Raw genomic sequence first — 23598 nt, 5'->3', positions numbered from 1 at the left:
CAGCGGCAAGTTCGTCGGCTTACCGTCGAAGTTTGCGGGGACCTTCGAAGACCTCAGCGTGGCGCCGCGGGCAACTGCGGATCAAGGCGCTGGAGCTGGACGAGGTCCACCTCGCTGGACTCGTCGCCGGCTACGCCGCAGTGGAGCGCGACATCTTGCTCAGCGAGCGAGCACCGGCCAAGGGCGGTCCGCTGCTCCGGCCGGAGCACCGTTCGGCCGAGGAGGAGCGACTGCTCGGCGCGATCGCGTTCCTCATGCAGGCCGCCACCGAGATCGGCGCCGAGGGAACGTGGCGCGACCCCGACCAGCGTGCCCACGACGACCACGCCGCCAACACGCTGATCCAGGTCGAGTACGGCGAGACCCAGGGCGAGCGGGTCGGCAACGCGATCGTCGCGACGCTGAGGCTGATCAACGACCTCGAGGTCAACGAGCAGGTTCTCTATGCCCGCATGGAGAACGTCGAGGAGTCGACCCTCAGCTAGGCCGCTTTGGCGAGTTGGGGAAACCGCACGCCGGTCAGGTCCTCGGACACGGTCCACAGGCGCTTGGCGTCCTCGACGTTGCTGGCCAAGCGCGTCCGGCCGACCAGCGTCGGCGCGCCGCGCATCTCGAACGCGCCCTCCGGCCCGAGGAAGCTCGCACCCGGCACGTCCCAGGTCGCCGCCGCCAGCGTGGGCCAGGCGCCCGCTTCGTTGGACTGCGCGAACAGCCGGTTCGCCAGGCCCGCGCCGGCGTTGAGCCACGCGTACGCCGTCCGGTTCTGCAGGTTCGTCGCCGCCCAGCCGGGGTGCGCCGCCGTCGAGCGGACCACGGACCCGGCCAGCGTCAGCCGGCGCTGCAGTTCCAACGTGAACAGCAGGTTCGCGAGCTTCGACTGCGAGTACGCGCGGGTCGGCGAGTACGCCCCGGTCAGGTTCAGGTTGTCGAACTGGAGCTGCCCGGCCCGGTGCGCGCTCGACGACACCGTCACCACGCGGTCGGTGACGTACGGCAGCAGCAGGTTGGTCAGCGCGAAGTGGCCGAGATGGTTCGTGCCGAACTGCAGCTCGAAGCCCTCCGCCGTCTGAGCCTCCGGGATCGCCATCACCCCGGCGTTGTTGATCAGCAGGTCCAGCGGACCGTCCCAGTCCGCCGCGAACGTACGAACCGACGACAGGTCGGCCAGGTCCAGCCGGCGGACCTCGGCGCTGCCCCGGACCGAAGCGGCGGCGGCCTTGCCGCGTTCCAGATCGCGAACGGCCATGACGACGTGGGCGCCGGCCGCGGCCAGCGCTTGGGTAGCAGCAATACCGATGCCGCTGTTGGCACCGGTGACGACCGCGGTGCGGCCGGTCAGGTTCGGAAGCGAGAAGCTCGTCATATCTTCGAATGTAGACAGTGACAACAAAGATGTCAATGCCAACATTGCCGGTAGGCTGAAGTCATGCCGGCACGCCCCTACCACCACGGTGACTTGCGCACAGCCCTCCTCGACCGCGCCGAACAGACGGTTCGGGACAAGGGAGTCGAGGCGCTGTCGTTGCGCGAACTCGCCCGCGACATCGGCGTGAGCCACGCCGCCCCGAGCCGCCACTTCAAGGACAAGCAGGCGCTGCTCGACGCGCTGGCGCAGGCGGGCTTCGACCGGCTCAGCGGCGCGCTCGAGCGCGCGAACGCCGTCGAGGGCGGGATCCGGGAACGCATGCACGCCACGGCGCGGGCGTACGTGGACTTCGCGGTCGAGGACGCCGCGCTACTCGAGCTGATGTACGCGCGCAAGCATGAGGCCGGCGCGTCACCCGAGCTGGTCAGTTCGGCGTTCCGGCTCGGCGAGCCGTTGCTGGAGCTGATCCGCGACGCGCAACAGGCCGGCGAGATCCGCGAGGGTCCGGTCGAGGTGGTGGCGCTGGCGCTGTTCGCCAGCATCCACGGCTATGCCGCGCTGTCCGTGAGCGGGATCCTGCCGCCGGACTGGGCAGTGCGAAACGGTCTCGACGAGATCGTCGAGACCGTCACGCGAGGCCTAAGACCTTAGCCTCGATCTTTCGTCCGGCGGTGGGTTCGCCCGGTCCCGGCCCCGCCCGCCCTGGGGCCAATGATCATGTTTACATGATCATTGGCCGCTTTACGTGGGGTGAACGCCAGGTAGAGCGGCCACTGGCCGGGTAAGGCGACCACGACGCTTCGAGGCTAGGCCGGAACGGAAGCCTGCTCGTCCGCCGCGTCCTCGGCCTTCTCCCGCCGGTAGGCGCGCACCGACCACACCACCGCGGCGATCCAGACGAGCAGGATCCCGACGTACCAGGTGTACTGAACGCCGTCCGAGGCGTCGACGAGGTCGGACCGCAGGATCGTGCGGACGTTGGTGAGAACGATCAGCCCGCCGACCAGCGAGCCGAGGATGCGGCTCGGGATGAGCCGGACCAGGTACGCCGCGATCGGCGCGGCGATCAGGCCGCCGATCAGCAGCGCGGCGACCGCGCCGAAGGAGATGCCCGCCGAGCCGATGCCGATGATGAAGCCCACACTGGCCGCGACGGAGACGACGAACTCCGACGTGTCGACCGAGCCGATGACCTTGCGCGGCTCCATCCGCCCGCTAGCCAGCAGTGCCGGCGTCGCGACCGGGCCCCATCCACCGCCGCCGCTCGCGTCGACGAAGCCGGCGAAGATGCCGAGCGGAGCGAGGAAGCGCTTGCGGACGGGCTTGCCCAGGTTGCCCTTCGGCATTCCCCAGCCGGTGAAGCGGATCAGCAGGTAGATGCCGATCGCGAGCAGGATGCCGGACATGACCGGTGCGGCCGTCTCGGTGGACAGGTTCGACAGGAACGTCGCCCCGGCGAACGCGCCGATCGCGCCCGGGATCGCGATCTTCCCGACGACCTTCCAGTCGACGTTGCCGAAGCGCCAGTGCGAGGCGCCGGACGCCAACGTGGTGCCGATCTCCGCGAGGTGGACGGTCGCCGACGTGGCGGCCGCGCCCACGCCGGTGGCCAGCAGCAACGTCGCCGACGTCGCGCCGTACGCCATGCCGAGGCTGCCGTCGACGAGTTGGGCGATCAGTCCGACGATCGCCAGCAGGATGAGTTTCCGCACAACTACAGCCTTCCGATGTCTCCGACAGTTCAGCTAGGAAAAGGGTACGAGCGGTGTCCATATTCCGAAGGGCTTTCTCCGCATTCGGACAACAGCCGAACCGATCCCGCCCACATAACCGCCCAGGCTCGCCCGAACCGGACAAGCTCGCGGAGGCTCGTACGGCCCGCGTCCACAGGCTGGCGCCACTTCACCCACCGAACCGGGGTTCTGCAACGTGGTAAAGGTCCGTCGGACCCCGATTCCGTGGGTGAAGTGCGGGTGGGTGCGCGGGCGGTGGCTCGGGTTCGTGCCGAAGGTTAGGCTGCGGTTTCGTGACCGACGACCTGCGCAAAGCCGTTGAAGCCGTCCTTCCGAGTGTTCGGGCCGATCTCGACGCCCTGATCCGGATCCCGTCGATCAGCGCGGACCCCGGCTCAGCCGAAGTGATGCGCCAGTCGGCGGAGACCGTCGCCAACCTGTTCCGCGCCGTCGGCAGCCCGGACGTGCAGATCCTCGACGACCTCGAGGGCGGCCAGCCGGCCGTCGTCGCGCACTACCCGGCCCCGCCCGGCCAGCCGACGATCGTGCTGTACGCGCACCACGACGTGCAGCCCACCGGCGACCCGGACGGCTGGACCAGCCCGCCGTTCGAGCCCACCGTGCGCGGTGGCCGGCTGTACGGCCGCGGTTCCAGCGACGACAAGGCCGGCATCGCCGTCCACCTCGCCGCGCTCCGGGCGTTCGACGGCAAGCCGCCGATCGGCGTCACGGTCTTCATCGAGGGCGAGGAGGAGATCGGCTCGCCCACGCTGGGTCCGTTCCTCGAACGCCACAAGGACAAAATCGCCGGGGACGTGATCGTCATCGCCGACTCCGGCAACTACGACGTGGGCATCCCGACGCTCACGACCTCGCTGCGTGGCCTCGTCGACGTGTACGTCGAGGTCCGAACGCTCAACCACGGCGTGCACTCCGGCCAGTACGGCGGCGCCGCGCCCGACGCGCTCACCGCGCTCGCGCGGATCCTCGCCACGCTCCACGACGAGGACGGCAACGTCGCGATCGAGGGCCTGGTGACGGCGAAGACCCCCGAGGTGGAGTACCCCGAGGACCGGTTCCGCGCCGAGTCCGCGCTCGCGGACGGCGTCCAGCTGATCGGTTCCGGCACGCTCGCCGAACGGCTGTGGGCCAAGCCGACCGCCTCCGTCCTCGCGCTCGACACCACCCGCGTCGCCGACGCGTCGAACACCCTCATCCCGGTCGCCCGCGCGAAGGTCAGCGTCCGGCTCGCACCGGGCGACGACGCGCTTCGTGCGCGCAAGATCCTGGCCGAGCACCTCGCCAACCACGCGCCCTGGGGCGCGCAGGTCACCGTGCGGGAGGGCGACGCGGGCGAGCCGTTCGCGCTGGAGGCGAGCGGTCCGGCGTACGACGCGATGCGCGCCGCGTTCCGCGAGGGATTCGGCGTCGACAGCGTCGAGATGGGGATGGGCGGCTCGATCCCGTTCATCGCCGCGTACTCCGCGAACTTCCCGAACGCCGAGATCCTCTGCGTGAGCGCGGGCGCCGACCCGGACACGCGGGCGCACGGGCTGGACGAGAGCCTGCTGCTCGCCGACTTCGAGAAGGCCGCGATCTCCGAGGCTCTGTTGCTGGCGAAGCTCGCGCGCTGATACTGGCAAAATCAGTCCGGTGTGGATCCTGCACGTCGACATGGACGCGTTCGTCGCGTCCGTGGAGCTGCGCCGGCACCCTGAGCTGGTCGGTCAGCCGATCGCGGTCGGCGGTCGCGGCGATCCGCAGCAGGCGCGCATGGTGGTGATGAGCGCGTCGTACGAGGCTCGCGCGCTCGGCATCCATGCCGGACTGCCGCTCCGGCGGGCCGTACGTAAGGTGCCGGAGCTCGTGGTCGTGCCGGTGGACCAGGCGGAGTACCTCGCCGCGTCGGCGGAGATTCTCCAAGCCCTGCGCGAGTTTCCGATGCCGATCGAGCCGTGGGGACTGGAGGAGTTCTTCCTCTCCACCGATCGTGCCGACCCCGAAGACCTCGCGCTGGAGCTCCAGGCGAGCGTGCTGGCCGACACCCGGCTGGTGTGCACGGTGGGGATCGGCGAGAACAAGCTGCAGGCGAAGATGGCCACGAGGCACGCCAAGCCGGCTCGGATCTTCAAGATCACCAGGGAGAACTGGCCGCTGCTCATGGACCACCGGCCCGCCGGCGACCTGTGGGGGATCGGCGAACGGACAGCGGAGAAGCTGGCCGAGCTGGGGATCGGCACGATCGCGGAGCTCGGCGCCGCGGACGAGGCGATGATGGCGAAGCGGTTCGGTCCGACGATCGGGCCGCGGCTGGCGCGGATGGGGCGAGGCGAGGGCGACACCGAGATCGTGACCGAGCCGCAGCAGGCGAAGTCGCGGAGCCACGCCGTGACGTACCCGGAGGATCTGACCGAGCGTGCCGAGATCGCCGCGCGGGTCGAGGGTCTGGCACGCGACCTGGCCACCTCGGTGATCGCCGACGGTCGTCAGGTGGTGCGGGTCGCGGTGACCGTACGGAACGCCGGATTCTTCACCAAGACGCTGCCACTGAAGCTTCCGGAGGTCAGCACGGATCCGGAGCTGGTGGCCTCGCATGCCCTGCTGGTGTTGGAGAAGTTCCCGCTCGACCGCCCCGTCCGGCTGCTAGGCGTGCGCGTCGATCTCGCCTGAGGTGCGGTGCCGGTAGTAGGCATACGCGGCTAGCGCGACCGCGACGGCCCACGGGACGAAGAACAGGCCCGGGCCACCGGAGCCCCAGTTCGTCGCGGTGATCGGGTCGACGTTCGCGATCGCCCAGGCGGTCACTCGCAGCCCGGATTGCGCGATCATCAGCGCCGCGGTGATCGCTGGAGCGACCGCGAACCACACCGGCACGCGCCGCCCGCCGGCGAACGGAATCCAGCGCGGGAACGTCTCGCCCCACGGCCGGACGAGCCCGAGGGTGAGGATCCCGCCACCGACCGCGAGCAACCCGAGGCCGGTCTCGCCGAGGCGGAGCGCGAGGTCGTCGGCGTCCAGCATGCTCGGCGGGACGCCGAGCGGGATGCCGAGCGCCCAGGAGATGCGGACGATCGGGTACGGCAGCGCGAGCAGGGCGGCCGCGTACGTGACGGGAACGCGCCAATGCTCGAGCTTGGCCTGGTCCGTCGGCTTGGCGCGGCACTGTCGGATCGCGACCCACGCCCAGAGCGCGCCGCCGACCATGCTGAACACGCAGACCGCGAGCCCGAGCTCCCACATTTTCGTCACGCCGAAGAACAGGTAGGCGAAGTTCTGGATCACGCGGATGTCCGGAACGGCGACGAACAGCCCGGCGGCCAGCACGGCAGCAAGCGGCCACGCCCGCCGGAAGCGGCCCAGCGCGAACGCGAGCACGAGTCCGAACAGTCCGACGCCCGCGGTGCCGAGACCCATCGTCAGAGGCTCGGCGTTGTCGAGCAGGCTGCCCACCTCTCCGCGCCGCGGGTCGTTCGCACCGAACGGGAACGGGACGACGCCGGTCGCCCAGCCGACCCCCAGCAGTGCGGAGAGGGCGGACCAGGCGGCCGCCGCGGAGCGGATCAGCGATGTCTTCACCATGACCACCAGGCTCGTCGCCCGCGTGGTGGGTCCACCTCCACCGAACGCATGACCAACCTCCCGTTCGAGGCGCCCTCCCTCGGCCGATTGGCGGCGCTCGTGCACAGGTGTGAACCATTTACGGCGAGTTCGCATTCGTGAGAAGTTCTTGACGGAGATCTCTACAACGATGTACATCCATGGGCATGGAAGCCCTCGCCCAAGCACCGATCTGCCTGGACTCACCTGACGAGCCGGTTGGCTCTAACCCGCCTCCGTTCCCTCCCGCGCCGGTCCGCAAGACGGCCGAGCCGACGCTGGACCTGTTCGCCCGCGGCACCGACAACCAGCTCTACCACCGCTGGTGGAAGTCAGGATCGCCTTGGACGCAATGGCAAAGCCTGCGTGGCGAGCTCGCGTCCGGGGCGGGCGTCGCGTCGCACAACAACGGCGTCCTGCACCTCGGCGTGCTCGGCCCCGACCGCCGCATCCACGACCGGTCGTTCGTGAACGACGGCATGCTTGCCGGCGGCTGGAGCAACTGGAAACCCTTGGGGAGTGGGGAGTTCAGCTCCGCGCCCTCGCCCGTGTCGTGGGGGACCGACCACTTCGCGATGTACGCCAAAGGCGCGGACAACCGGATCCGGCAGAACCGCTACACGTTCGGTGTCGGCTGGTCGGACTGGCAGCTGTTCCCCGGCGACACCCAGACGTTCACCTCGGCACCCGCCGCCGTGGCGTACGCGCCGGAACGGCTGCACGTGTTCGTCAAGGGCACCGACGACCGCATCTACGAACGGCACACCCTCCCTGCGGGTGGCTGGAGCGCGTGGGCCGCGCTCGGCACTCGGACGTTCCACTCCGGTCCAGGGGCGGTGTCCTGGGGTGAGCAGCACCTCGAGGTGTTCGCGGTCGATCTCGCCGACCGCAAGGTCTGGCACACCTGGTACCGCTTCGGCGTCGGCTGGAGCGACTGGGTCACGTTCGACGGCGCCCAGACGTTCACCGAGGCACCGGCGGCGGGAACGCACGGGCTGGAGAAGCTCAACCTGTTCGCGCTCGGCACCGATGGCCGGATCTGGGAGCGATATCACCTGGGCGGCGGCCAGTGGAGCCCGTGGGCCTCGACGGGCACTCAACAGTTCACCTCCGCACCGGCGAGTGCCTCCTGGAGCAACCGATGACCAATCCCACAAGGAAGTCTGGCGCCCTGAGTCGGCGTACGCTGCTGGGGATCGCAGCCGGTGCGGCAGGTGCGAGCCTGCTGCCCGCGTCCGCGTTCGCTTCGACGGCGCGGGTGGGTGCCGTCGTTCCGCTGGCGGGCTCGCCGACCCTCCTGACCGACGCCGAGTTCCCCATCGGGTTCTTCTGGCCGCCGCCGCGGCGGCAGTCCACGCAGGCGCGGTACGACGAGATCGCCGACGCCGGGTTCACCCTCGTCCTCGGCGGCAACGACGTCGTCCAGAAGAACGCGAGCCAGAAGATCCTGCCGTTCGCGCAGGCGGCCGGCTTGCGCGTGCTGCCGGTCGACGACCGGATCAACCAGTGCGTTCCCAAGCCTGGCTTCGAGAACGACCTGCGCGCGGTGCTCGAGGAGTACTCGGCGTTCCCGGCGTTCGCGGGCTTCCGCATCGACGACGAGCCCGTGCCGACGGAGTATCCGCGCTACCGGATGATCACCGACGTGCTGGCCGCGGCGGCGCCGGACAAGCTGAGTCACTTCAACCTGGTGCCGGCCTACGATCCGGCCGCCGACCTGCGGTACCGCGAGTTCATCTCGCGGTACGTCGAACAGGTCGACCCGACCTTCGTCTCGTTCGACCACTACCCGCTGCTGAAGGACGGCACGACGCGACCGACGTTCTTCGCCAACCACCAGCGGATCCGTGAGGCCGGCCTCGCGGCGGGGCTGCCGACGTGGGTGTACATCCAGTCCGTCGACCACGGGATCATGAAGCGGCCCACGTTCGCCGAGCTGGCGTGGCAGATCAACATGGGGCTCGCCTATGGCTGCAAGGGGATTCAGTACTTCACGTACTGGACGCCGGGGGACGCGGACTTCGTGTTCGGCGAGGCGCTGATCAAGAAGGACGGTTGCCAGTCGCAGGTGTACGTCGACGCGCGCACCATCAACCGGACGTACCTGCAGCCGGTCGGCCGGCAGCTCAAGCACCTGAAGAGCGAGAAGGTCTTCCACGCTCTGGAGTCGCCGTTGCCGCTGGGCGCCGTCGGCTTCGCGTCGGCCCAGTCCACGGTGCTGAACGCGGTGGCGGGGACGACGCCGGTCGTGATGGGGGAGCTCAGCCAACTCGGCGGAGACGCGCGGCGGTGGGTCCTGGTCGCGAACCGTTCGTTCAAGGCCAACGCCTCGGTGACGTTGACGGTCAAGCCCGGCGTCGCCGCGGTGTCGCTGTTCGACCCCGCGACGAGCGCCTACGGGCCGGTGCCACTGAACGGTGGCGCGTTCTCCGTCAGCCTGGCGCCGGGGATGGCGAAGCTGTACCTGCTCGCGCCTGCCTAGCCCGCGATGCGCTTGCGGGCTTCGACGAACGCGTCCGCGGCCCGGTCCAGATCTTCCGTCGAGTGGGCCGCGGACATCTGCGTACGGATGCGCGCGGTGCCGTGCGGGACGACGGGGTAGGAGAACGCGGTCACGTAGAGGCCGAGGTCGAGCAGCTCCGCGGCCATCTTCCCAGCGAGCACCGCGTCGCCGAACATCACCGGGATGATCGGGTGTTCGCCGGGGAGGAGCTCGAATCCCTCGTCCTGCATGCGATTCCGGAAGTGCGCGGTGTTGGCACGGAGCCGTTCGCGCAGCTCGCTGGACCCGCTGAGGAGATCCAGCGCGCGGATCGAGGCGGCGGCGATGGAGGGGGCGAGGGAGTTCGAGAACAGGTACGGGCGGGAACGTTGGCGGAGAAGCTCGACGATCTCCGCCTTCGCGCTGGTGTAGCCGCCGGACGCGCCGCCGAGAGCCTTGCCGAGAGTTCCGGTGACGATGTCGATCCTGTCGGCGACGCCGTGCAGCTCGGGCGTGCCGCGTCCGTTCTCGCCGACGAACCCGACGGCGTGCGAGTCGTCGACCATGACCAGCGCGTCGTACTGCTCGGCGAGGTCGCAGATCTCAGGGAGCGGAGCGAGGTAGCCGTCCATGGAGAAGACGCCGTCGGTCGCGATCAGCCGGAAGCGCGCGTCCTTGGCCTCTTGGAGCTGCTTCTCGAGGTCGGCCAGGTCGCGGTTGGCGTACCTGAGGCGTTTGGCCTTGCACAGACGTACGCCGTCGATGATGCTCGCGTGGTTGAGGGCGTCGGAGATGATCGCGTCCTCTGGGCCGAGCAAGGTCTCGAAGAGACCGGTGTTGGCGTCGAAGCAGGAGCTGTAGAGGATGGTGTCCTCGGTGCCGAGGAACCTGGAGATCCTGGCTTCGAGCTCCTTGTGCAGCTCCTGCGTGCCGCAGATGAACCGTACGGACGCCATGCCGAAGCCCCAGGTGTCAAGCGCGCCTTGCGCCGCCTTGATCAGCTCGGGGTGGTCGGCGAGGCCGAGGTAGTTGTTGGCGCAGAGATTGAGCACGTTCTTGTCGTCGACGGCGACGGTTGCGCCTTGTGGGGTGGAGATGTGGCGTTCGCCCTTGTAGAGGCCGGCTTCGCGGATCTCGTCGATCGTCTGCTTGAGGTGGTCGCGCATCGTTCCGTACATCTGCCTAGGCCTCCCAGTCCATGATCACCTTGCCGCATTGCCCTTCGCGTACGGTGGCGAGCGCCTCCTCGTAGTCGTTCGCCTCGAACCGGTGCGTGATGACCGGCGTGATGTCGATGCCCTGCTCGACGAGGACCGACATCGCGTACCAGGTCTCGTACATCTCCCGGCCGTAGATGCCCTTGAGCGTGAGCATGTGCAGGACGACGCGGCTCCAGTCGATGCTGATCGGCTGCGCGGGCAGGCCGAGCATCGCGATGCGGCCGCCGTGCGACATGTTGTCGACCATGGTCGGGAGGGCGGTCGGGTGGCCGGACATCTCCAGGCCGACGTCGAAGCCCTCCTTCATGCCGAGGTGCTTCTGGACGTCCTGGATCGTCTCTTGTTGGACGTTGACCGCCGCGGTGACGCCGACTCTGCGGGCGAGGTCGAGGCGGTACTCGTTCACGTCGGTGATCACGACGTGCCGCGCGCCGGCGTGCTTGACCACGGCGGCGGCCATCACGCCGATCGGGCCGGCGCCGGTGATGAGGACGTCCTCACCGATGACGGGGAACGCGAGCGCGGTGTGCACGGCGTTGCCGAACGGGTCGAAGATGCTGGCGACCTCGAGGTCGATGTCTGGCTTGTGTTTCCAGACGTTGGTCGCGGGGAGCGTGAGGTACTCGGCGAAGGCGCCGTTCCTGGCGACGCCGATGCCCTCGGTGTTGGCACAGAGGTGGCGGCGGCCGGCCATGCAGTTGCGGCAGTGACCGCAGACGATGTGGCCCTCGCCGGAGACGATGTCGCCTTCTCGGAGATCCTCGACGCCGTGGGTGGTTCGGACGATCCGGCCGACGAACTCGTGGCCGACGACGAGCGGGGCCTTGACGTTGCGTTGGGCCCAGTCGTCCCAGGCGACGATGTGCAGGTCGGTGCCGCACAGTCCGGTTTTGAGGACCTGGATGAGGACCTCGCCCTCCTGGGGTGTGGGGACGGGGACGTCTTCGAGCCAGAGGCCGGGTTCGGCTTTGGCCTTCACGAGAGCGCGCACGGAGTACAGCATTCATCGCGGTTGTCCACAACGCACGCGCGGGGTCCTGGCGAGTTGTCGGTGTGGGCTGCTAGCGTTCGAACATGTCATCGAAACGACTGTACGAGCTGCTCCCGTCCGGGCTGCCGGACATCGATGCCGTTGCCCTCGGCCACGCCGGCCTGCAGGCCCTGGCCCTCGCCGGAACGGCGATCCTAGCGCGCCACGCGACCGTCGAGCTGCGGGCCGACGGCGTCTCCGACATCGAGGGCACGCTGCCGCTGGCGGAGTGGGGCGTGGTGATGCGCGCGCTGGGCGCGTTCGCCGATCCGGGCGGGGATCTGGTGAGGACGGAGAAGCAGAGAAGGGAGGAAGCCTTCGTCGCGATGTGTGTCCAGGCCCGCGCCGCGTTGGAGAAGGGGCACCGCCTGGGAGCCGGCCGCTCCGCATCCCTCTGACCGCCGCCTCGGCTACTTGATCGGGTGGGCGAGGAGCCATTCGGCGATGGTCATGCCGGCTCGGCGTTCGCGGTAGCGGAGGTAGGTCGAGTCGGGGAAGTAGGCGGCGGGCGCTGCCACTGCCAGTGGGATGGCCGCTGCGTACGGGGTGAGGGCGCGGTGTTCGAGGTCGGTCAGCTGCTCGCCGCTAGCTGACTCGTAGGCCTGGAGCAGCTCCGGCACGCGGGACCAGTCGAAGTCCGGCGCGAGGCCCTCGTCGTTCGGTCCCACCACCAGATAGAACAGCGCGACGGCGAGGTCGTGGATGCGCGGGCGGACGGCGGCGCAGCCGAAGTCGAGGTAGAGGGCTCGGCCGTCGTCGCTCCGACCGAGGTTGGGGCCGACGAGATCGCCATGCACAAAGTGCGTCGGCAGCTCGCGAGCCGGGACCCACTGCCGCCTGAGCTCGCGGACGATGCCCAACGCCCATTGGGCGACGCGCATGGTCTCGGCATCGCCGCGCACGTCCAGCAGGTACCGCCGCAGGGTTGCGGGTGTGCCGTACTGCGCGTCGACCGGTCGTGGAACGGCGATGCCCCGACTGGCTCGATGGAGCTGGCCGAGGGCTTCGAACTGCGCCACGTCGCCAGCCAGCGCGGTGTGCGGCACGTACGTCTCCAGCTCGGCGACCCGCTGACCGCAACGCAGCAAGGCCAACGGCTCCGGCACCAGCAGGCCACGCGCGAGCAGCGACCGCCGGGCATCGTGGACCGCCGCCAGCCGCGACCGCGTGACGAAGCGCTGATGCACGCGCAGCACCTGACCCGGCCCGACGAGGTGCACGTTCGTACTCGTCCAGCCACCGAGCTCGACCGCCTCGCTGCCGGGAGCGAACTCGGCGATCAGCGCCGCGACGTCCGGATGACCGATCCCGAGGAACGACGGATCGCCCTCGTCGCTGGCGAAACGAGCGCGCAGCCGGTCGCCGATCACGCCAGGAACGTACGCATCGCGCCGGCCACCGTCAAAGGATTACCGCGCTGCGCGGCGTTGCCCGACCCGCCGTGCCCAAGGCGGGGAAACTCCACCCGCTGCCGCACGGGCAGCACGCGCTCGAGGGTCGCGAGCCCGTCCTTCAGGTACGGCGGGCTCTGCCCGCCACCGAGCAACAACACCGAAGCCGAGATCTCGGCGTACCGCGACGCACGCCCCGCGGCCTCGCGCACGAGGCGGAAGTCGCCCGCTACCGTGGGCGCCGCCTGGCGCATCGTGAACGAGCCCGGCGCGGCACTCCGCTCCTCGGCCCGCATCCCGAGCCGCACCAGCGGCCGCAGCACGAAGTCGGGCAGCCGGCTCAGCGCCGGCGGCCCCAGCTGCGCAGCCTTCATCGCCGCCACCATCGCGCCGACCACATCGCCGGCCGCCAGCCGCGCGAAGTACCGGTCGACTGAAGTCATGTCGTACGAGGAGTCCACCAGAGCCGGCTCGTAGACGACGACCTTCCGCAAGGGCAACGACAGCGCCGCTTCCAGCGCGATGAGCCCACCCGAGCTGACCCCGAAGACCAGCTCCGACCCGGTCGCCGCGAGCACGGCCGCGAGGTCCGCGACCTCCGTACCCAGCCCGTGCGACGATCCGAACGGCCCACTCGCGCCCCGCCCGCGACGGTCGTACAGCGTCACTGTGAACGAGTCCGCCAGGGCTGACGCGAGCTCGTCGTGGCTGGCAGCCGACTCGACGCTCCCGTGCACCAGCACGAGCCCCGGCCCCTGCCCGAGCGAGCGATATCCCAAGGAGGTTCCATCGGCGGAGGTCGCCGACAGTGCGGTAGTGATCATGACGAAGCTCCGTTCGAGAGGTGATGGTCCCGCCAGCCCTCGAGATCCGGGAACGACCCGTCGACCAGCTCGCCGAGCAGCGAACGGGTCCAGGCCAGCTCGGTCTCCCGAACGGCGAGGTCGTACTCGCGCTCGAGCAGGAACAGCCGCGGCAACGTACGGCTGTGCAGCGAGAACGTCGCGCGCTGCGCGGCCTGCAGCGACTCCAGCCGCTCGACCCGCTGCTGGAGCAGCGCGATCATCTCGTCCGGCCCGAGCAGGCCCATGACCGACAGCCCGGCCTCCAGCCGCGAGTGCTCGGGCGTCGGCCAGGCGAGCAGCTCACGCACCCAGGAGTCCGCCTCCTCGCGACCGGGCGCGGTGATCCGGTACACGGTCCGCTCCGGCCGCGCTCCCTGCCGCCCGCTCTCGATGGCCTCGATGAACCCGTACCGCTCGAGGTTCTGGATCACGCGGTAGAGCGAGCCCCACTTGATCGCGAGGTCCTGCTCCTTGTCGCGTTCGCGCAGCACCGACGCGAGCTCGTACGGGTGCATCGGCTTCTCGACGAGCGTCGCGAGGATGCCCAACGCGAGCAGGTTCCCGACCGGTCGACGTCCCACAGACAGCCTCCTCGCACGCGAATACTCGCATGCGAGTATGGACGCCAGGCCACCCCGCCGTCAAGCCCCGCGGCTGGAGCGACCCAGTGGCGTCTCCGCATGGCCGACGCGCAGGCCGCCCTCCGGGTGCTCCCCTGGATGGCTCTCCAGCGACTCCCCAGTGACGGCAAATGATCATGTTTACATGATCATTTGCCGCTCTACGTGGGATATCCCCCGCGTCAAGCACCCACTCGCCAGGTAATGCGGCATCGGTTCCCCATCCGCCAGCACCCCCGACCTACGCAAGGTTCTAGGGGCGGCGGCCGGACAGGGCGATCAACCGGTCGAGCGGAGAGTCGTACGACCCCGTGACCGCGTCCTTGAAGCCGAACCCGCGCCACTCCTCGACGTGCTCCGCTAGGTACGCGGTCACGTGCGCGACAGCCGCCGGGTCGGGAGCAGGCGGCACCCCGATCGACCGGGCCAGGTCCCACCCGTGGATGACGAGGTCGGTCAGCATCTGGTCGGCGTACTCGCCCAGCGGCGTGTCCCCGAACGACAGGTGGACGGGCTGCGAGTCGGACGCGGCAGCGAACTCCTTGGCGGATACCGAAGCGGCCGCGTCCCAGGTGGCCACCGGGTCCGAGCCGAGCACGTCGCCGTCGTAGCGCGATCCCACCTCCGCGATCGTCCCTCCGCCCAGCAGGTGCGGCACCCACAGATGCTCGCCGGTCACGTGGTTGACCAGGTCGCGTACGGACCAGTCGGTGCACGGCGTCGACCCGGTCCAGTCCGACGGGTCGACCGCGTGCACGAGCGCGGTGAAGGAGTTGATCGAGTCCGGCATCAGCGTCCGGGCGGTCTGGGTGTCAGCCATGGTCGCGGCCTCCTTGCCTACCCCCGAAGTCTCGCCCACCGAAGCCGTCTCCGTGGCGAATCCCATACGCGGCACGGATGTCTCATCAACCGGGCCGGCCGACGCTGGGAGGACCGCGACGGAGAAGGAGTACGAACGTGACCACGATGCCGCTGCTCGACTGGACCATCGTCGACGAGGGCTGGGGGCGCAAGGCGGTCGACTTCGCGACGCTGAGCGAACCCGCCAGCTGCCGCGAGTACGTCGCCGTCCATCACCGGCTCGGCCTCGAGCGGGGCGACCGGCTGATCGACGTCGCCTGCGGCGCCGGCCTCGCCCTCGAGCTCGCCGCCATCCGAGGCGCCGAATGCGCCGGCATCGACGCCTCGCACCGGCTCGTCGCGATCGCCCGCGACCGATCGCCGGACGCGGACATCCGTACGGGCGACCTGCAGGCGTTGCCGTGGGACGACGAGAGCTTCGACGTCGCGACCAGCTTCCGCGGCGTCTGGAACACCACGCCGTCGGCGGTCGACGAGCTCTACCGCGTCCTCGTTCCCGGCGGCCGCCTCGGCCTCACCGCCTGGGGGCACGTGAAGCACTCGACCGGCGCGTGGGCGCTGACTCCGTTCCGGCTGGCCGCACTGGCGCAGTTGGAGTACCAGTCCGCGATGCAGCTCGGACGCCCCGGCGTCGGCGAGGACCTGCTGGAGCGGAAGGGCTTCGTGGACGTGGAGCGGTTCCACGTCCCGTTCGCCTGGGAGTTCCCCGACCCCGAGACGTACGCCCGCGCGCTCGCCTCGACCGGCCCCGCGTACGAGGCGATCGAGACCGTCGGCGAGGAGTCGTTCCTGCAGGCCGCGCGGCACCAGGCGCGGCAGCGCGTGCGGGACGGACTGCCGCTGCGGGCGACGATCGACCTGGTCGGATTCGTTGCCCGCAAGCCCTACTAGCGCCAGCCCTCTACGCCACCCGGAACGGGAGCGTCCGGGTCGTACGGCGAACGCGTGAAGACGAACGACGCGAGGTCGAGGTGGCTCACCGAGCCGTCGGCGAGCCGCACGACCCGCAGGGTCTCACCGAGGTAGTAGCCGTCGAGTCCCTGCCAGGTGTCGGTCCCCGTCGGCCGGAACCGCGACGCCCGCCCTCGTTCGGTGAGCGGCGTGAGGTCGAGCCAACCGTCCGCCTTGGCGTGCAGGGCGAACGGCGTCGGCCCCCAGTACCAGGGCCCGACCAGCTCGAGCACCGAAGCGGGGACGGAGGGATCGGGCGCCCACTCGGCCGGGACCCGCGGCTCGTGCTCGGCCAGGATCGAGACGAGGTCGGTGCCGAGCCGGACGGGGTTCACCCCCGACGTCGTGTTCGCCGCGCACACCCCCGCGGTGGAGTCCGCGACGTCGACGTACACGCCGGCGAGGAACCCGGGCATCGACCCGCCGTGCCCGACGAACGTGCGCCCGCCGACGTGCAGCACCTGCAGCCCGAGACCGTAACCGGAGACCCAGGTGTCCGATCGCTCGACGGTGTTGGGCTCCCGCAGCTCAGTGAGCGTGTCGGCGGACAACACCTCGCCGGTGTCGCCACCGATGAACGCCGCCCACCGCGCGAGGTCGACGACCGTCGACCACAGCTGGCCCGCCGGTGCCATCGCGCCCGCGTCGTGGAACGGCTCCTCCAACACGACGTCGGCCCACGGGTGCACGGCGTACCCGAGAGCGTGCGGCGCCTCCGGCGAGAACGACGTCCGCGTCAGCCCGAGCGGCCGCAGGATCTCCCCTTGCAGCGCGTCGAACCAGGACGCGCCGCGCAGTCTGGAGATGACCTCGCCGAGCACCGCGTACCCGAGGTTGGAGTAGTGGTGCAGCTCTCCGCCGCGGTGCAGCGCCGGACTGAGTGCGCCGGCGAGCGTGTCCCACGCGCCGCCCGGCGTGCGCTCCCACCACGGGCCGGAAGTTTCGGCCTGCACGCCGGAAGTGTGCGCGAGGAGCTGGCCGATCGTCCGGTCGCCGAGCGTCGTGCCCGGAACGTGGCGGTCCAGCGGGTCGGCGAAGTCCAGCTTGCCCTCGTCCCGCAGCCGGGCGACGAGCACGGCGGTGAACGTCTTGCTGATCGAGCCGATCCGATACTGCGTACCGCTGTCGGGCTCGGCGCCGTCGACCTTGCCGCGGCCGCCGGACCAGAGCAGGACGCCGTCGCGGACGACGCCGCCGACGAGCGAGGGCGTACGCGCGGTCCGTTGCTCGTCGGCAAGCCGGACCAGCAGGGCGTGGGCAGTAGGAGCGAGGACGTCGGACACGGACCGGGAGTCTACGAGCCGAACAAGGTCCGCAGCGCGGAGACGTGCGCCGGCAGGTCGAACGCGTCGCCGAAGATCGCCTTCTGCACCATCAGCCCGGGCAGCACGCCTATGTACGTCTCCGCCGCGATCCGCGGCGGCACCGACGGGTTCATCAGCCCGGCCTTCTGCGCCCGGATCACGACCTGGGTCAGCACGTCGTACACCTCGGTCATCCGCGTCATGATCACGTCGCGGACCTCGGGGTTGCGGATCGCTTCGCCCCACACCTGGATCACGATCCGGATCCGCAGCTTCGCGTCGTCGAGCCCGGCCATCGCGGTGAGCAGGTCGCCCAGGACGTCGGTCGGGCGCGGCGGCTCGGTACGGTTCAGCGCCTCGGTCAGCACGGTGTGGATGTGCGTCAGCGTCTCGTCGGCGATCGCCTCGATGATCGCCTGCTTGCTCGGGAAGTAGCGGTACACAGCACCGGCGGACAGCTCCGACGCGGCGAGTACGTCCTGCATCGACGTCGCGTGGAATCCCTCCGCGGCGAAGCAGCGACCGGCGGCGTCCAGGATCTGGCGCCGGCGCCGGTCCAGGTGCATCTGACTCACGCGGGGCATAGGCGGCACGCTAGCAAACGCGAACGATCATTCGTTCTAAGTCCAGGCAAAGGTCGCCCCCTGTTCGAGTGCCGTCAGCCGCGCTTGCACCCGACCGTCTACACTCGTGAATGTGCCGGGTGGCGTAGGAACCAGCAGTCCAGACCTCGACCCCGACGAGAAAGGCCCCCAGGACGCTTGCGGCGTCTTCGGTGTGTGGGCGCCGGGGGAAGAGGTAGCCAAGCTCACCTATTTCGGTCTCTATGCGCTGCAGCACCGCGGCCAGGAGAGCGCCGGGATCGCCGTCAGTAACGGGCGTCAGATCGTCGTCTACAAGGACATGGGTCTGGTCTCCCAGGTCTTCGACGAGGCGACGCTCGAATCGCTCAAGGGGCATCTCGCAGTAGGGCACTGCCGCTACTCCACGACCGGTTCCAGCGTCTGGCAGAACGCGCAGCCGACGTTCCGTTCCACCGCGACCGGGGCCCTCGCGCTCGCCCACAACGGCAACCTCACCAACACCGAGGAGCTCATCGAGCTCGCCGCCGAACGGGCGCCCGAGTCGAGCCTGTTCGCGCTCAACGACGCCCAGTCGACCAGCGACACCGGCCTCGTCACCACCCTTCTCGCCGAGTTTCCCGACCGCAAGCTGATCGACGCGGCGGTCGAGGTCCTCCCCGCCCTCAAGGGCGCGTTCTGCCTGGTGTTCATGGACGAGAACACGCTGTACGCCGCGCGCGACCCGCAAGGTCTGCACCCGCTCGTGCTCGGCCAGCTCGACAACGGCTGGGTGGTCGCGAGCGAGAACTCCGCGCTCGACATCACCGGCGCCACGTTCGTCCGCGAGATCGAGCCGGGCGAGATCGTCGCGATCGGCGAGCACGGCGTGGACTCGCGCCGGTTCGCCCAGCCCGCGCGCAAGGGCTGCCTGTTCGAGTACGTCTACCTCGCCCGTCCGGACGCCAAGATCGCCGGCCGCTCGGTGCACGAGAGCCGCGTCGACGTCGGCCGCCGGCTGGCCAAGGACTTCCCGGTCGACGCCGACCTGGTGATGCCGGTGCCGGAGTCCGCGACGCCCGCCGCGATCGGGTACGCCGAGGCGAGTGGGATCCCGTACGGCCACGGCCTGGTGAAGAACAGCTACGTCGGCCGGACGTTCATCCAGCCCAGCCAGACGCTCCGCCAGCTCGGCATCCGGCTGAAGTACAACCCGCTCCGCGAGGTCATCGAGGGCAAGCGGATCGTGATGGTCGACGACTCGATCGTGCGCGGCAACACTCAGCGCGCGCTCGTCCGCATGCTCCGCGAGGCCGGCGCGCAGGAGGTGCACGTACGGATCTCCAGCCCGCCGGTGAAGTGGCCCTGCTTCTACGGCATCGACTTCGCCTCCGCCGGCGAGCTGATCGCGGGCGCGATGAACGTCGAGGAGATCTGCGCGTCGATCGGCGCCGACTCGCTCGGCTACATCTCGTTGGAGGAGCTCGTGGAGTCCAGCCTGCAACCGAACGACCAGCTGTGCCGGGCCTGCTTCGACGGCGTCTACCCGGTCGAGATCCCGGAGTCCTCGCGGAGCGGCAAGCTCCGGCTGGAGCCGCGGAAGGCCGACGCGCAACCGGTGGGCAGCCTTGTCGGCCGGTAAGGGCGCGGGCGCGTCGTACGCGGCCGCCGGCGTCGACATCGAGGCCGGCGAGCGCGCGGTCGACCTGATGCGCGAGTGGGTCGAGAAGGCCCGCCGCCCGGAGGTCGTCGGCGGTATCGGCGGGTTCGCGGGCCTGTTCGACGCGTCGGCGCTCAAGACGTACCGGCGGCCGTTGCTCGCGACCTCGACCGACGGCGTCGGCACGAAGGTCGCTATCGCGCAGGCACTGGACAAGCACGACACGATCGGGTTCGACCTGGTCGGCATGGTCGTCGACGACCTCGTCGTGTGCGGCGCCGAGCCCCTGTTCATGACCGACTACATCGCTTGCGGGCGGGTCGTGCCCGAGCGGATCGCCTCGATCGTCAAGGGCATCGCCGAGGCGTGCGTCGCCGCGGGAACCGCGCTCGTCGGCGGCGAGGTCGCGGAGCACCCCGGCCTGCTGAACCCGGACGAGTACGACGTCGCTGGCGCGACGACCGGCGTGGTCGAGGCCGACGAGATGCTCGGCTCTTCTCGGGTCGAGGTCGGTGACGTGGCGGTCGCGATGGCGTCCACCGGGCTGCACTCGAACGGCTTCTCGCTCGTACGGAAGGTGTTCGCCGACGCGGGCTGGGCGTACGAACGGCACGTCGACGACTTCGGTCGCACGCTCGGCGAGGAGCTGCTCGAGCCGACGCGGGTGTACGCCAAGGACTGCCTCGCGCTCGCGCGCGGCCCGTTCGGCGTCCACGCGATGGCACACGTCACCGGCGGCGGGCTCGCGAACAACCTCGCGCGCGTGCTGCCCGGTCAGATCGACGTCGAGCTGGACCGTTCGACCTGGACCCCGCCGCGTGTCGCCACGCTCGTGGGTGAGCTCGGTGGGGTGGATCCGCTCGAGCTCGAGCGCACGCTGAACATGGGTGTAGGCATGATCGCACTCGTCCCCGAGGAGCACGCCGCCGGAGCGGTCGAGTTCCTCGGGGAACGAGGCGTTGATTCCTGGATCGCCGGACGGGCGATCGCTGGTGCGGGTGAAGTCCGGCTGGCGAGCGATTACGCCGAGTCGAGATGAGCGCCGTCAGAGACGGCGAGCTATCCGCTCGTCGTCATCTTGATCAGGCTCGTCGACATCGCTGTCAGAACCTGTGTCCCCGTTGCCGGCTTCTTCTCGCCCAGCGAGCTCCCGTTGCAGCGCATCGAGGTCGGTCTCGTAGCTGCGATACTTCAGCTCCCGGGCGACCTTCGTCTGCTTGGCCTTAGCTCGGCCGCGCCCCATAGGGTCGACCCCCTCGCACACATCTACCGGGGCGGCGCGTGCACGGCGCCCTCGGGCTCACGGATTCATCTGATCGTAGGTCCACGGTACCGGCTGCCGCCGACTTCTCGCACCTCGGGTCGGGCGAGGGAGGTAGGTTTCTGCACCCCCAGGCGGTCCTTACCCGGCTCTCACCTGGTCAACTGCCGGATTGTGCGGCATTGACTACGGTACGAAGTTTTTCGTCCAGGCTTGGACACCCGTCCCATAATTCGGTCAGGGCTCGAGTTCTTCTTCCTCTTCTTCGAGCTCTCTCTGCACCGGGCTGGGCTCGGCGAGCACCCGCGCGGCGGTGTCGGCGGCCTCCCGTTCGAACCTGTCGCCGGGGTCGCTGACCGCGATGCCGCCACCTGTCGGAGTGCCGTCCACCGGGCCGTTGCGCTGCTGGACGACGTGGGTGAGCTCGTGCGCGATCGTGTTTCTTCCGGCGTTTGAGCTCGGGTTGAACGCGTCGCGCTGGAAGACGATGTCGTTCCCGACGGTGTAGGCGTGGGCGTTGACGGCCTCGGCGGAGGCGGCGGCCTGGCCGTCGGTGTGGATCCGTACGTCGCCGAAGTCGGCGCCGAGCCTGCCCTCCATGTCACTGCGGAGGTCGGCGGGGAGCGGACTGCCGCCGCTGCCGACCGTGTCGAGGACGGCGTCGTCGACCATGCCGGCCACGCCCTGGTTCCCGGCGAGCCGCTGCAGGTGCTGGACGCCTTCGTGGCCGAGCAGGTCGGGCCTTCCCGCGGCGAGCGCCCGCTGGACGAGCTCGGGGGTGCCGGATTCGGTCTCGTTCTCGTTCTCAGGCGCCCGCCGCCGCGCGGTGGTGGCGAGTTCCTCATCGTGGGCGTGATCGTGGCGGACCATGCCTTGCAGGATCCCCGCGCTCGCGGCTGGCGGGAACGGCCATCCGCCCGGCCGTTCGGGAATCTCGAGCTGCCCCAACGGGCGCCCAGCCCCGCGCGGTCTGACTCGAATCGTGGCGGAGGTCTGGTTGGGTCGGGGGCACCCTCGTCCAGACCTATCGGACCAGGGTGCCCCTCACCCAAACCTCTGCCACCTGCCCATGATCACGGACAGGGAGGGCGCCTGGGGGAGGGGCCGGCCAATGGGACCGGGGTGCCCCCGACCCAACAGCGAGTCCGCGCCAGATTCGTCAGACCACTTATGGACAGCGGCTCGCGCGCGCGTTCGGGAACGGGTGCGATAGGAAGGTCTCAGCAGTGATCTTCGAAGGAGCCGACGCGCAACATGAGCACGGTGCTGGTGACGGGTGCCGCCGGTCGGGTCGCGCAGATGGCGATGCCCGGACTGGTGAGCGCCGGATACGACCTTCGGCTCCTCGACCGGATCGAGACTCCCGATCCGCCCGAGGGCGCCCAGGTCCTGGTCGGTGACATCACCGACCGCACGTTCATGGCCAAAGCCTCCGACGGCGCGGACGTCGTCCTGCACCTGGCGGCCTCGCCGGGCGCGCGGGCGACGTACGAGGACCTCCGCGCCCCCAACCTCGACGGCGTCGACGTCGTCATGCAGGCGGCCAGTGACGCCAAGGTACGCAGGGTCGTGCTCGCCAGCTCGGTGCACGCCGCCGGCGCGTACGTCGAGATGGGCAACGTCCCCGTCGATCCCGCCTGGCCGAGCTGGCCCTGCTGTACGTACGGCGCCTCGAAGGCGTTCGCCGAAGCGCTCGGCCGCCGCTACGTCTACCGGTCGGCAAAGGAGCTGACCGTCGCCTGCCTGCGCTTCGGCGCGGTCCAACCGCAGCCGTGGTCGGTGGGCATCCGTACCTGCTGGATCGGCCCGTCCGACCTGCGGCAGCTGGTGACGAAGAGCATCGATGCCGACGTCGCGTTCGGCGTCTATCACGGCATCTCCCGCAACCTCAGTGGCCATTGGGATCTCGCCAACGATGTCGGGTACGAGCCCACCGAAGACGCCGAAGCCTTCGAGAATCTCGACCCCAACCCCGCTACCAGCATGTGTCTCGCCGACCACCTGGCGAGCGCAAAGCAACGCGCATGACGAAGGAGCGATTCACAGTGGCAGACAAGATCCGGGTCCTGGTGTGGTCCGAGCACACCGCCCCGCGCGACATGTACCCGAACGACATCAACGGCGCGGTCGCCGACGGGCTGCGCAAGGACGACCGGCTCGAGGTCAGCATCGCCGAGTACGTCGACCCTGACCAGGGCGTGTCCGAGGAGACGCTCGCCCAGACCGACGTGCTCGCCTGGTGGGGTCACATGCTGCACCGCCAGGTGACGGACGAGACCGTCGACCGGATCGAGCGGCACGTGAAGGAGCGCGGCATGGGCTTCCTCGCACTGCACTCCTCGCACATGGCCAAGCCGTTCACCCGGCTGATCGGCGACGACGGCCGGATCGGCGGCGTGAAGCATGACGCGGGCCCCGAGCAGATCAAGGTGCTCGCGCCGGACCACCCGATCGCGAAGGGGATCACGGACTTCGCGATCGACGACGAGGAGATGTACGACGAGGAGTTCGGCTGCGGTACGCCGGACACGGTCGTGTTCCACTCGACGTTCCCCGGCGGGCACGAGTTCCGGTCGGGCTGCGCGTACCAGATCGGCAACGGACGGGTCTTCTACTTCCGTCCGGGCCACGAGGAGAACCCGACGTACTACCGCGACGACGTCCAGCTGATCCTCAACAACGCGGTGCACTGGGCCGCGCCGTCCAAGGGGGAGTAA

The 23598-nt window shown here is 69.7% G+C and carries 25 protein-coding genes; 12 read left to right on the top strand and 13 right to left on the bottom strand.

The features are described 5' to 3' along the window. Positions 1-32: 32 nt before the first annotated feature. Positions 33-485 (top strand): hypothetical protein, encoded by a 453-nt coding sequence (locus tag JOD67_RS03305; RefSeq protein WP_205114969.1) that lies wholly within the window; start codon positions 33-35, stop codon positions 483-485. On the opposite strand, the gene JOD67_RS03300 is transcribed toward JOD67_RS03305, so the two are convergent. Next, positions 482-1363 (bottom strand): oxidoreductase, encoded by an 882-nt coding sequence (locus JOD67_RS03300; RefSeq protein ID WP_205114967.1) that lies wholly within the window; start codon positions 1361-1363, stop codon positions 482-484. The two genes, JOD67_RS03305 and JOD67_RS03300, sit on opposite strands and share 4 nt — an antisense overlap. 63 nt (positions 1364-1426) lie before the next feature. Between JOD67_RS03300 and JOD67_RS03295 the strand changes: the two genes are divergently transcribed. Further along, positions 1427-2017 (top strand): TetR/AcrR family transcriptional regulator, encoded by a 591-nt coding sequence (locus JOD67_RS03295; RefSeq protein WP_205114958.1) that lies wholly within the window; start codon positions 1427-1429, stop codon positions 2015-2017. A 155-nt stretch (positions 2018-2172) separates the two neighbouring features. Here the strand turns inward: JOD67_RS03295 and JOD67_RS03290 are convergent, their stop codons facing one another. Then, entirely contained in the window at positions 2173-3078 is a 906-nt protein-coding gene (locus tag JOD67_RS03290; RefSeq protein ID WP_205114956.1) for a sulfite exporter TauE/SafE family protein, read from the bottom strand. Positions 3079-3392: 314 nt separating this feature from the next. On the opposite strand from JOD67_RS03290, the gene JOD67_RS03285 reads away from it, so the two are divergent. Next, a complete protein-coding gene (locus tag JOD67_RS03285; protein ID WP_205114954.1) occupies positions 3393-4733 on the top strand; it encodes a dipeptidase in 1341 nt (446 codons plus the stop codon). Between the two features lie 19 nt (positions 4734-4752). Further along, a complete protein-coding gene (locus JOD67_RS03280; RefSeq protein WP_307782256.1) occupies positions 4753-5769 on the top strand; it encodes a DNA polymerase IV in 1017 nt (338 codons plus the stop codon). Here the strand turns inward: JOD67_RS03280 and JOD67_RS03275 are convergent. Then, entirely contained in the window at positions 5743-6678 is a 936-nt protein-coding gene (locus JOD67_RS03275) for a hypothetical protein (protein ID WP_205114952.1), read from the bottom strand. The two genes, JOD67_RS03280 and JOD67_RS03275, sit on opposite strands and share 27 nt — an antisense overlap. A gap of 179 nt (positions 6679-6857) precedes the next feature. Here JOD67_RS03275 and JOD67_RS03270 point away from each other — a divergent pair, with 179 nt between their 5' ends. Further along, on the top strand, positions 6858-7841 hold the full coding sequence (locus JOD67_RS03270; RefSeq protein WP_205114949.1) for a PLL family lectin: 984 nt from the start codon (positions 6858-6860) through the stop codon (positions 7839-7841). Further along, positions 7838-9178 carry a hypothetical protein gene (locus tag JOD67_RS03265; RefSeq protein ID WP_205114947.1) on the top strand — a complete coding sequence of 447 codons (1341 nt, stop codon included), beginning with the start codon at positions 7838-7840 and terminating at the stop codon, positions 9176-9178. The genes JOD67_RS03270 and JOD67_RS03265 overlap by 4 nt, the downstream gene beginning before the upstream one ends. On the opposite strand, the gene JOD67_RS03260 is transcribed toward JOD67_RS03265, so the two are convergent. Next, positions 9175-10344: a glycine C-acetyltransferase gene (locus tag JOD67_RS03260; protein WP_205122836.1), complete on the bottom strand. Its 1170-nt coding sequence runs from the start codon at positions 10342-10344 to the stop codon at positions 9175-9177. The two genes, JOD67_RS03265 and JOD67_RS03260, sit on opposite strands and share 4 nt — an antisense overlap. Before the next feature lie 16 nt (positions 10345-10360). Further along, positions 10361-11389: an L-threonine 3-dehydrogenase gene (gene tdh / locus JOD67_RS03255; RefSeq protein WP_205114945.1), complete on the bottom strand. Its 1029-nt coding sequence runs from the start codon at positions 11387-11389 to the stop codon at positions 10361-10363. An 83-nt stretch (positions 11390-11472) separates the two neighbouring features. Here tdh and JOD67_RS03250 point away from each other — a divergent pair, with 83 nt between their 5' ends. Then, complete coding sequence (locus JOD67_RS03250; protein ID WP_205114943.1) at positions 11473-11826, top strand: hypothetical protein; 354 nt, start codon at positions 11473-11475, stop codon at positions 11824-11826. Positions 11827-11838: 12 nt separating this feature from the next. On the opposite strand, the gene JOD67_RS03245 is transcribed toward JOD67_RS03250, so the two are convergent. From JOD67_RS03245 to JOD67_RS03230, 4 genes are all read right to left on the bottom strand, one after another. Continuing rightward, a complete protein-coding gene (locus JOD67_RS03245) occupies positions 11839-12798 on the bottom strand; it encodes a phosphotransferase enzyme family protein (protein WP_205114941.1) in 960 nt (319 codons plus the stop codon). Then, a complete protein-coding gene (locus JOD67_RS03240) occupies positions 12795-13643 on the bottom strand; it encodes an alpha/beta fold hydrolase (protein WP_205114931.1) in 849 nt (282 codons plus the stop codon). The genes JOD67_RS03245 and JOD67_RS03240 overlap by 4 nt, the downstream gene beginning before the upstream one ends. Next, a complete protein-coding gene (locus JOD67_RS03235; protein ID WP_205114929.1) occupies positions 13640-14245 on the bottom strand; it encodes a PadR family transcriptional regulator in 606 nt (201 codons plus the stop codon). Before JOD67_RS03235 ends, JOD67_RS03240 begins: the two co-directional genes overlap by 4 nt. Before the next feature lie 292 nt (positions 14246-14537). Further along, positions 14538-15104: a TIGR03086 family metal-binding protein gene (locus tag JOD67_RS03230; protein ID WP_205114927.1), complete on the bottom strand. Its 567-nt coding sequence runs from the start codon at positions 15102-15104 to the stop codon at positions 14538-14540. Positions 15105-15250: 146 nt separating this feature from the next. On the opposite strand from JOD67_RS03230, the gene JOD67_RS03225 reads away from it, so the two are divergent. Next, positions 15251-16036 (top strand): class I SAM-dependent methyltransferase, encoded by a 786-nt coding sequence (locus JOD67_RS03225; RefSeq protein WP_239554405.1) that lies wholly within the window; start codon positions 15251-15253, stop codon positions 16034-16036. Here the strand turns inward: JOD67_RS03225 and JOD67_RS03220 are convergent. Both JOD67_RS03220 and JOD67_RS03215 read right to left on the bottom strand, forming a co-directional pair. Beyond that, on the bottom strand, positions 16033-17379 hold the full coding sequence (locus tag JOD67_RS03220) for a serine hydrolase domain-containing protein (RefSeq protein ID WP_205114923.1): 1347 nt from the start codon (positions 17377-17379) through the stop codon (positions 16033-16035). The genes JOD67_RS03225 and JOD67_RS03220 overlap by 4 nt on opposite strands. Positions 17380-17390: 11 nt before the next feature. Beyond that, positions 17391-17984, bottom strand: coding sequence for a TetR/AcrR family transcriptional regulator (locus JOD67_RS03215; protein WP_205114921.1), 594 nt, complete (start codon positions 17982-17984; stop codon positions 17391-17393). Between the two features lie 112 nt (positions 17985-18096). On the opposite strand from JOD67_RS03215, the gene purF reads away from it, so the two are divergent. Next, positions 18097-19602 carry an amidophosphoribosyltransferase gene (gene purF / locus JOD67_RS03210; protein WP_205114918.1) on the top strand — a complete coding sequence of 502 codons (1506 nt, stop codon included), beginning with the start codon at positions 18097-18099 and terminating at the stop codon, positions 19600-19602. Further along, positions 19589-20659: a phosphoribosylformylglycinamidine cyclo-ligase gene (gene purM, locus JOD67_RS03205; protein ID WP_205114916.1), complete on the top strand. Its 1071-nt coding sequence runs from the start codon at positions 19589-19591 to the stop codon at positions 20657-20659. The genes purF and purM overlap by 14 nt, the downstream gene beginning before the upstream one ends. 6 nt (positions 20660-20665) lie before the next feature. On the opposite strand, the gene JOD67_RS03200 is transcribed toward purM, so the two are convergent. Together JOD67_RS03200 and JOD67_RS03195 are read right to left on the bottom strand one after the other, a co-directional pair. Continuing rightward, the gene (locus JOD67_RS03200; protein ID WP_205114914.1) at positions 20666-20863 is read right to left on the bottom strand and encodes a DUF3073 domain-containing protein; all 198 of its coding nucleotides are present in this window, start codon (positions 20861-20863) and stop codon (positions 20666-20668) included. A gap of 255 nt (positions 20864-21118) precedes the next feature. Then, a complete protein-coding gene (locus JOD67_RS03195; protein ID WP_205114912.1) occupies positions 21119-21751 on the bottom strand; it encodes an eCIS core domain-containing protein in 633 nt (210 codons plus the stop codon). Between the two features lie 384 nt (positions 21752-22135). On the opposite strand from JOD67_RS03195, the gene JOD67_RS03190 reads away from it, so the two are divergent. Then, positions 22136-22909: an NAD-dependent epimerase/dehydratase family protein gene (locus tag JOD67_RS03190; protein WP_205114910.1), complete on the top strand. Its 774-nt coding sequence runs from the start codon at positions 22136-22138 to the stop codon at positions 22907-22909. A gap of 17 nt (positions 22910-22926) precedes the next feature. Then, positions 22927-23598, top strand: a complete 672-nt coding sequence (locus JOD67_RS03185) for a ThuA domain-containing protein (RefSeq protein ID WP_205114908.1) — start codon at positions 22927-22929, stop codon at positions 23596-23598.

Source organism: Tenggerimyces flavus (genome assembly GCF_016907715.1).
Classification (GTDB): Bacteria; Actinomycetota; Actinomycetes; order Propionibacteriales; family Actinopolymorphaceae; genus Tenggerimyces; species Tenggerimyces flavus.
Note: the sequence above shows the minus strand (reverse complement) of the source record. Positions and strands in the feature narration are given on the sequence as shown.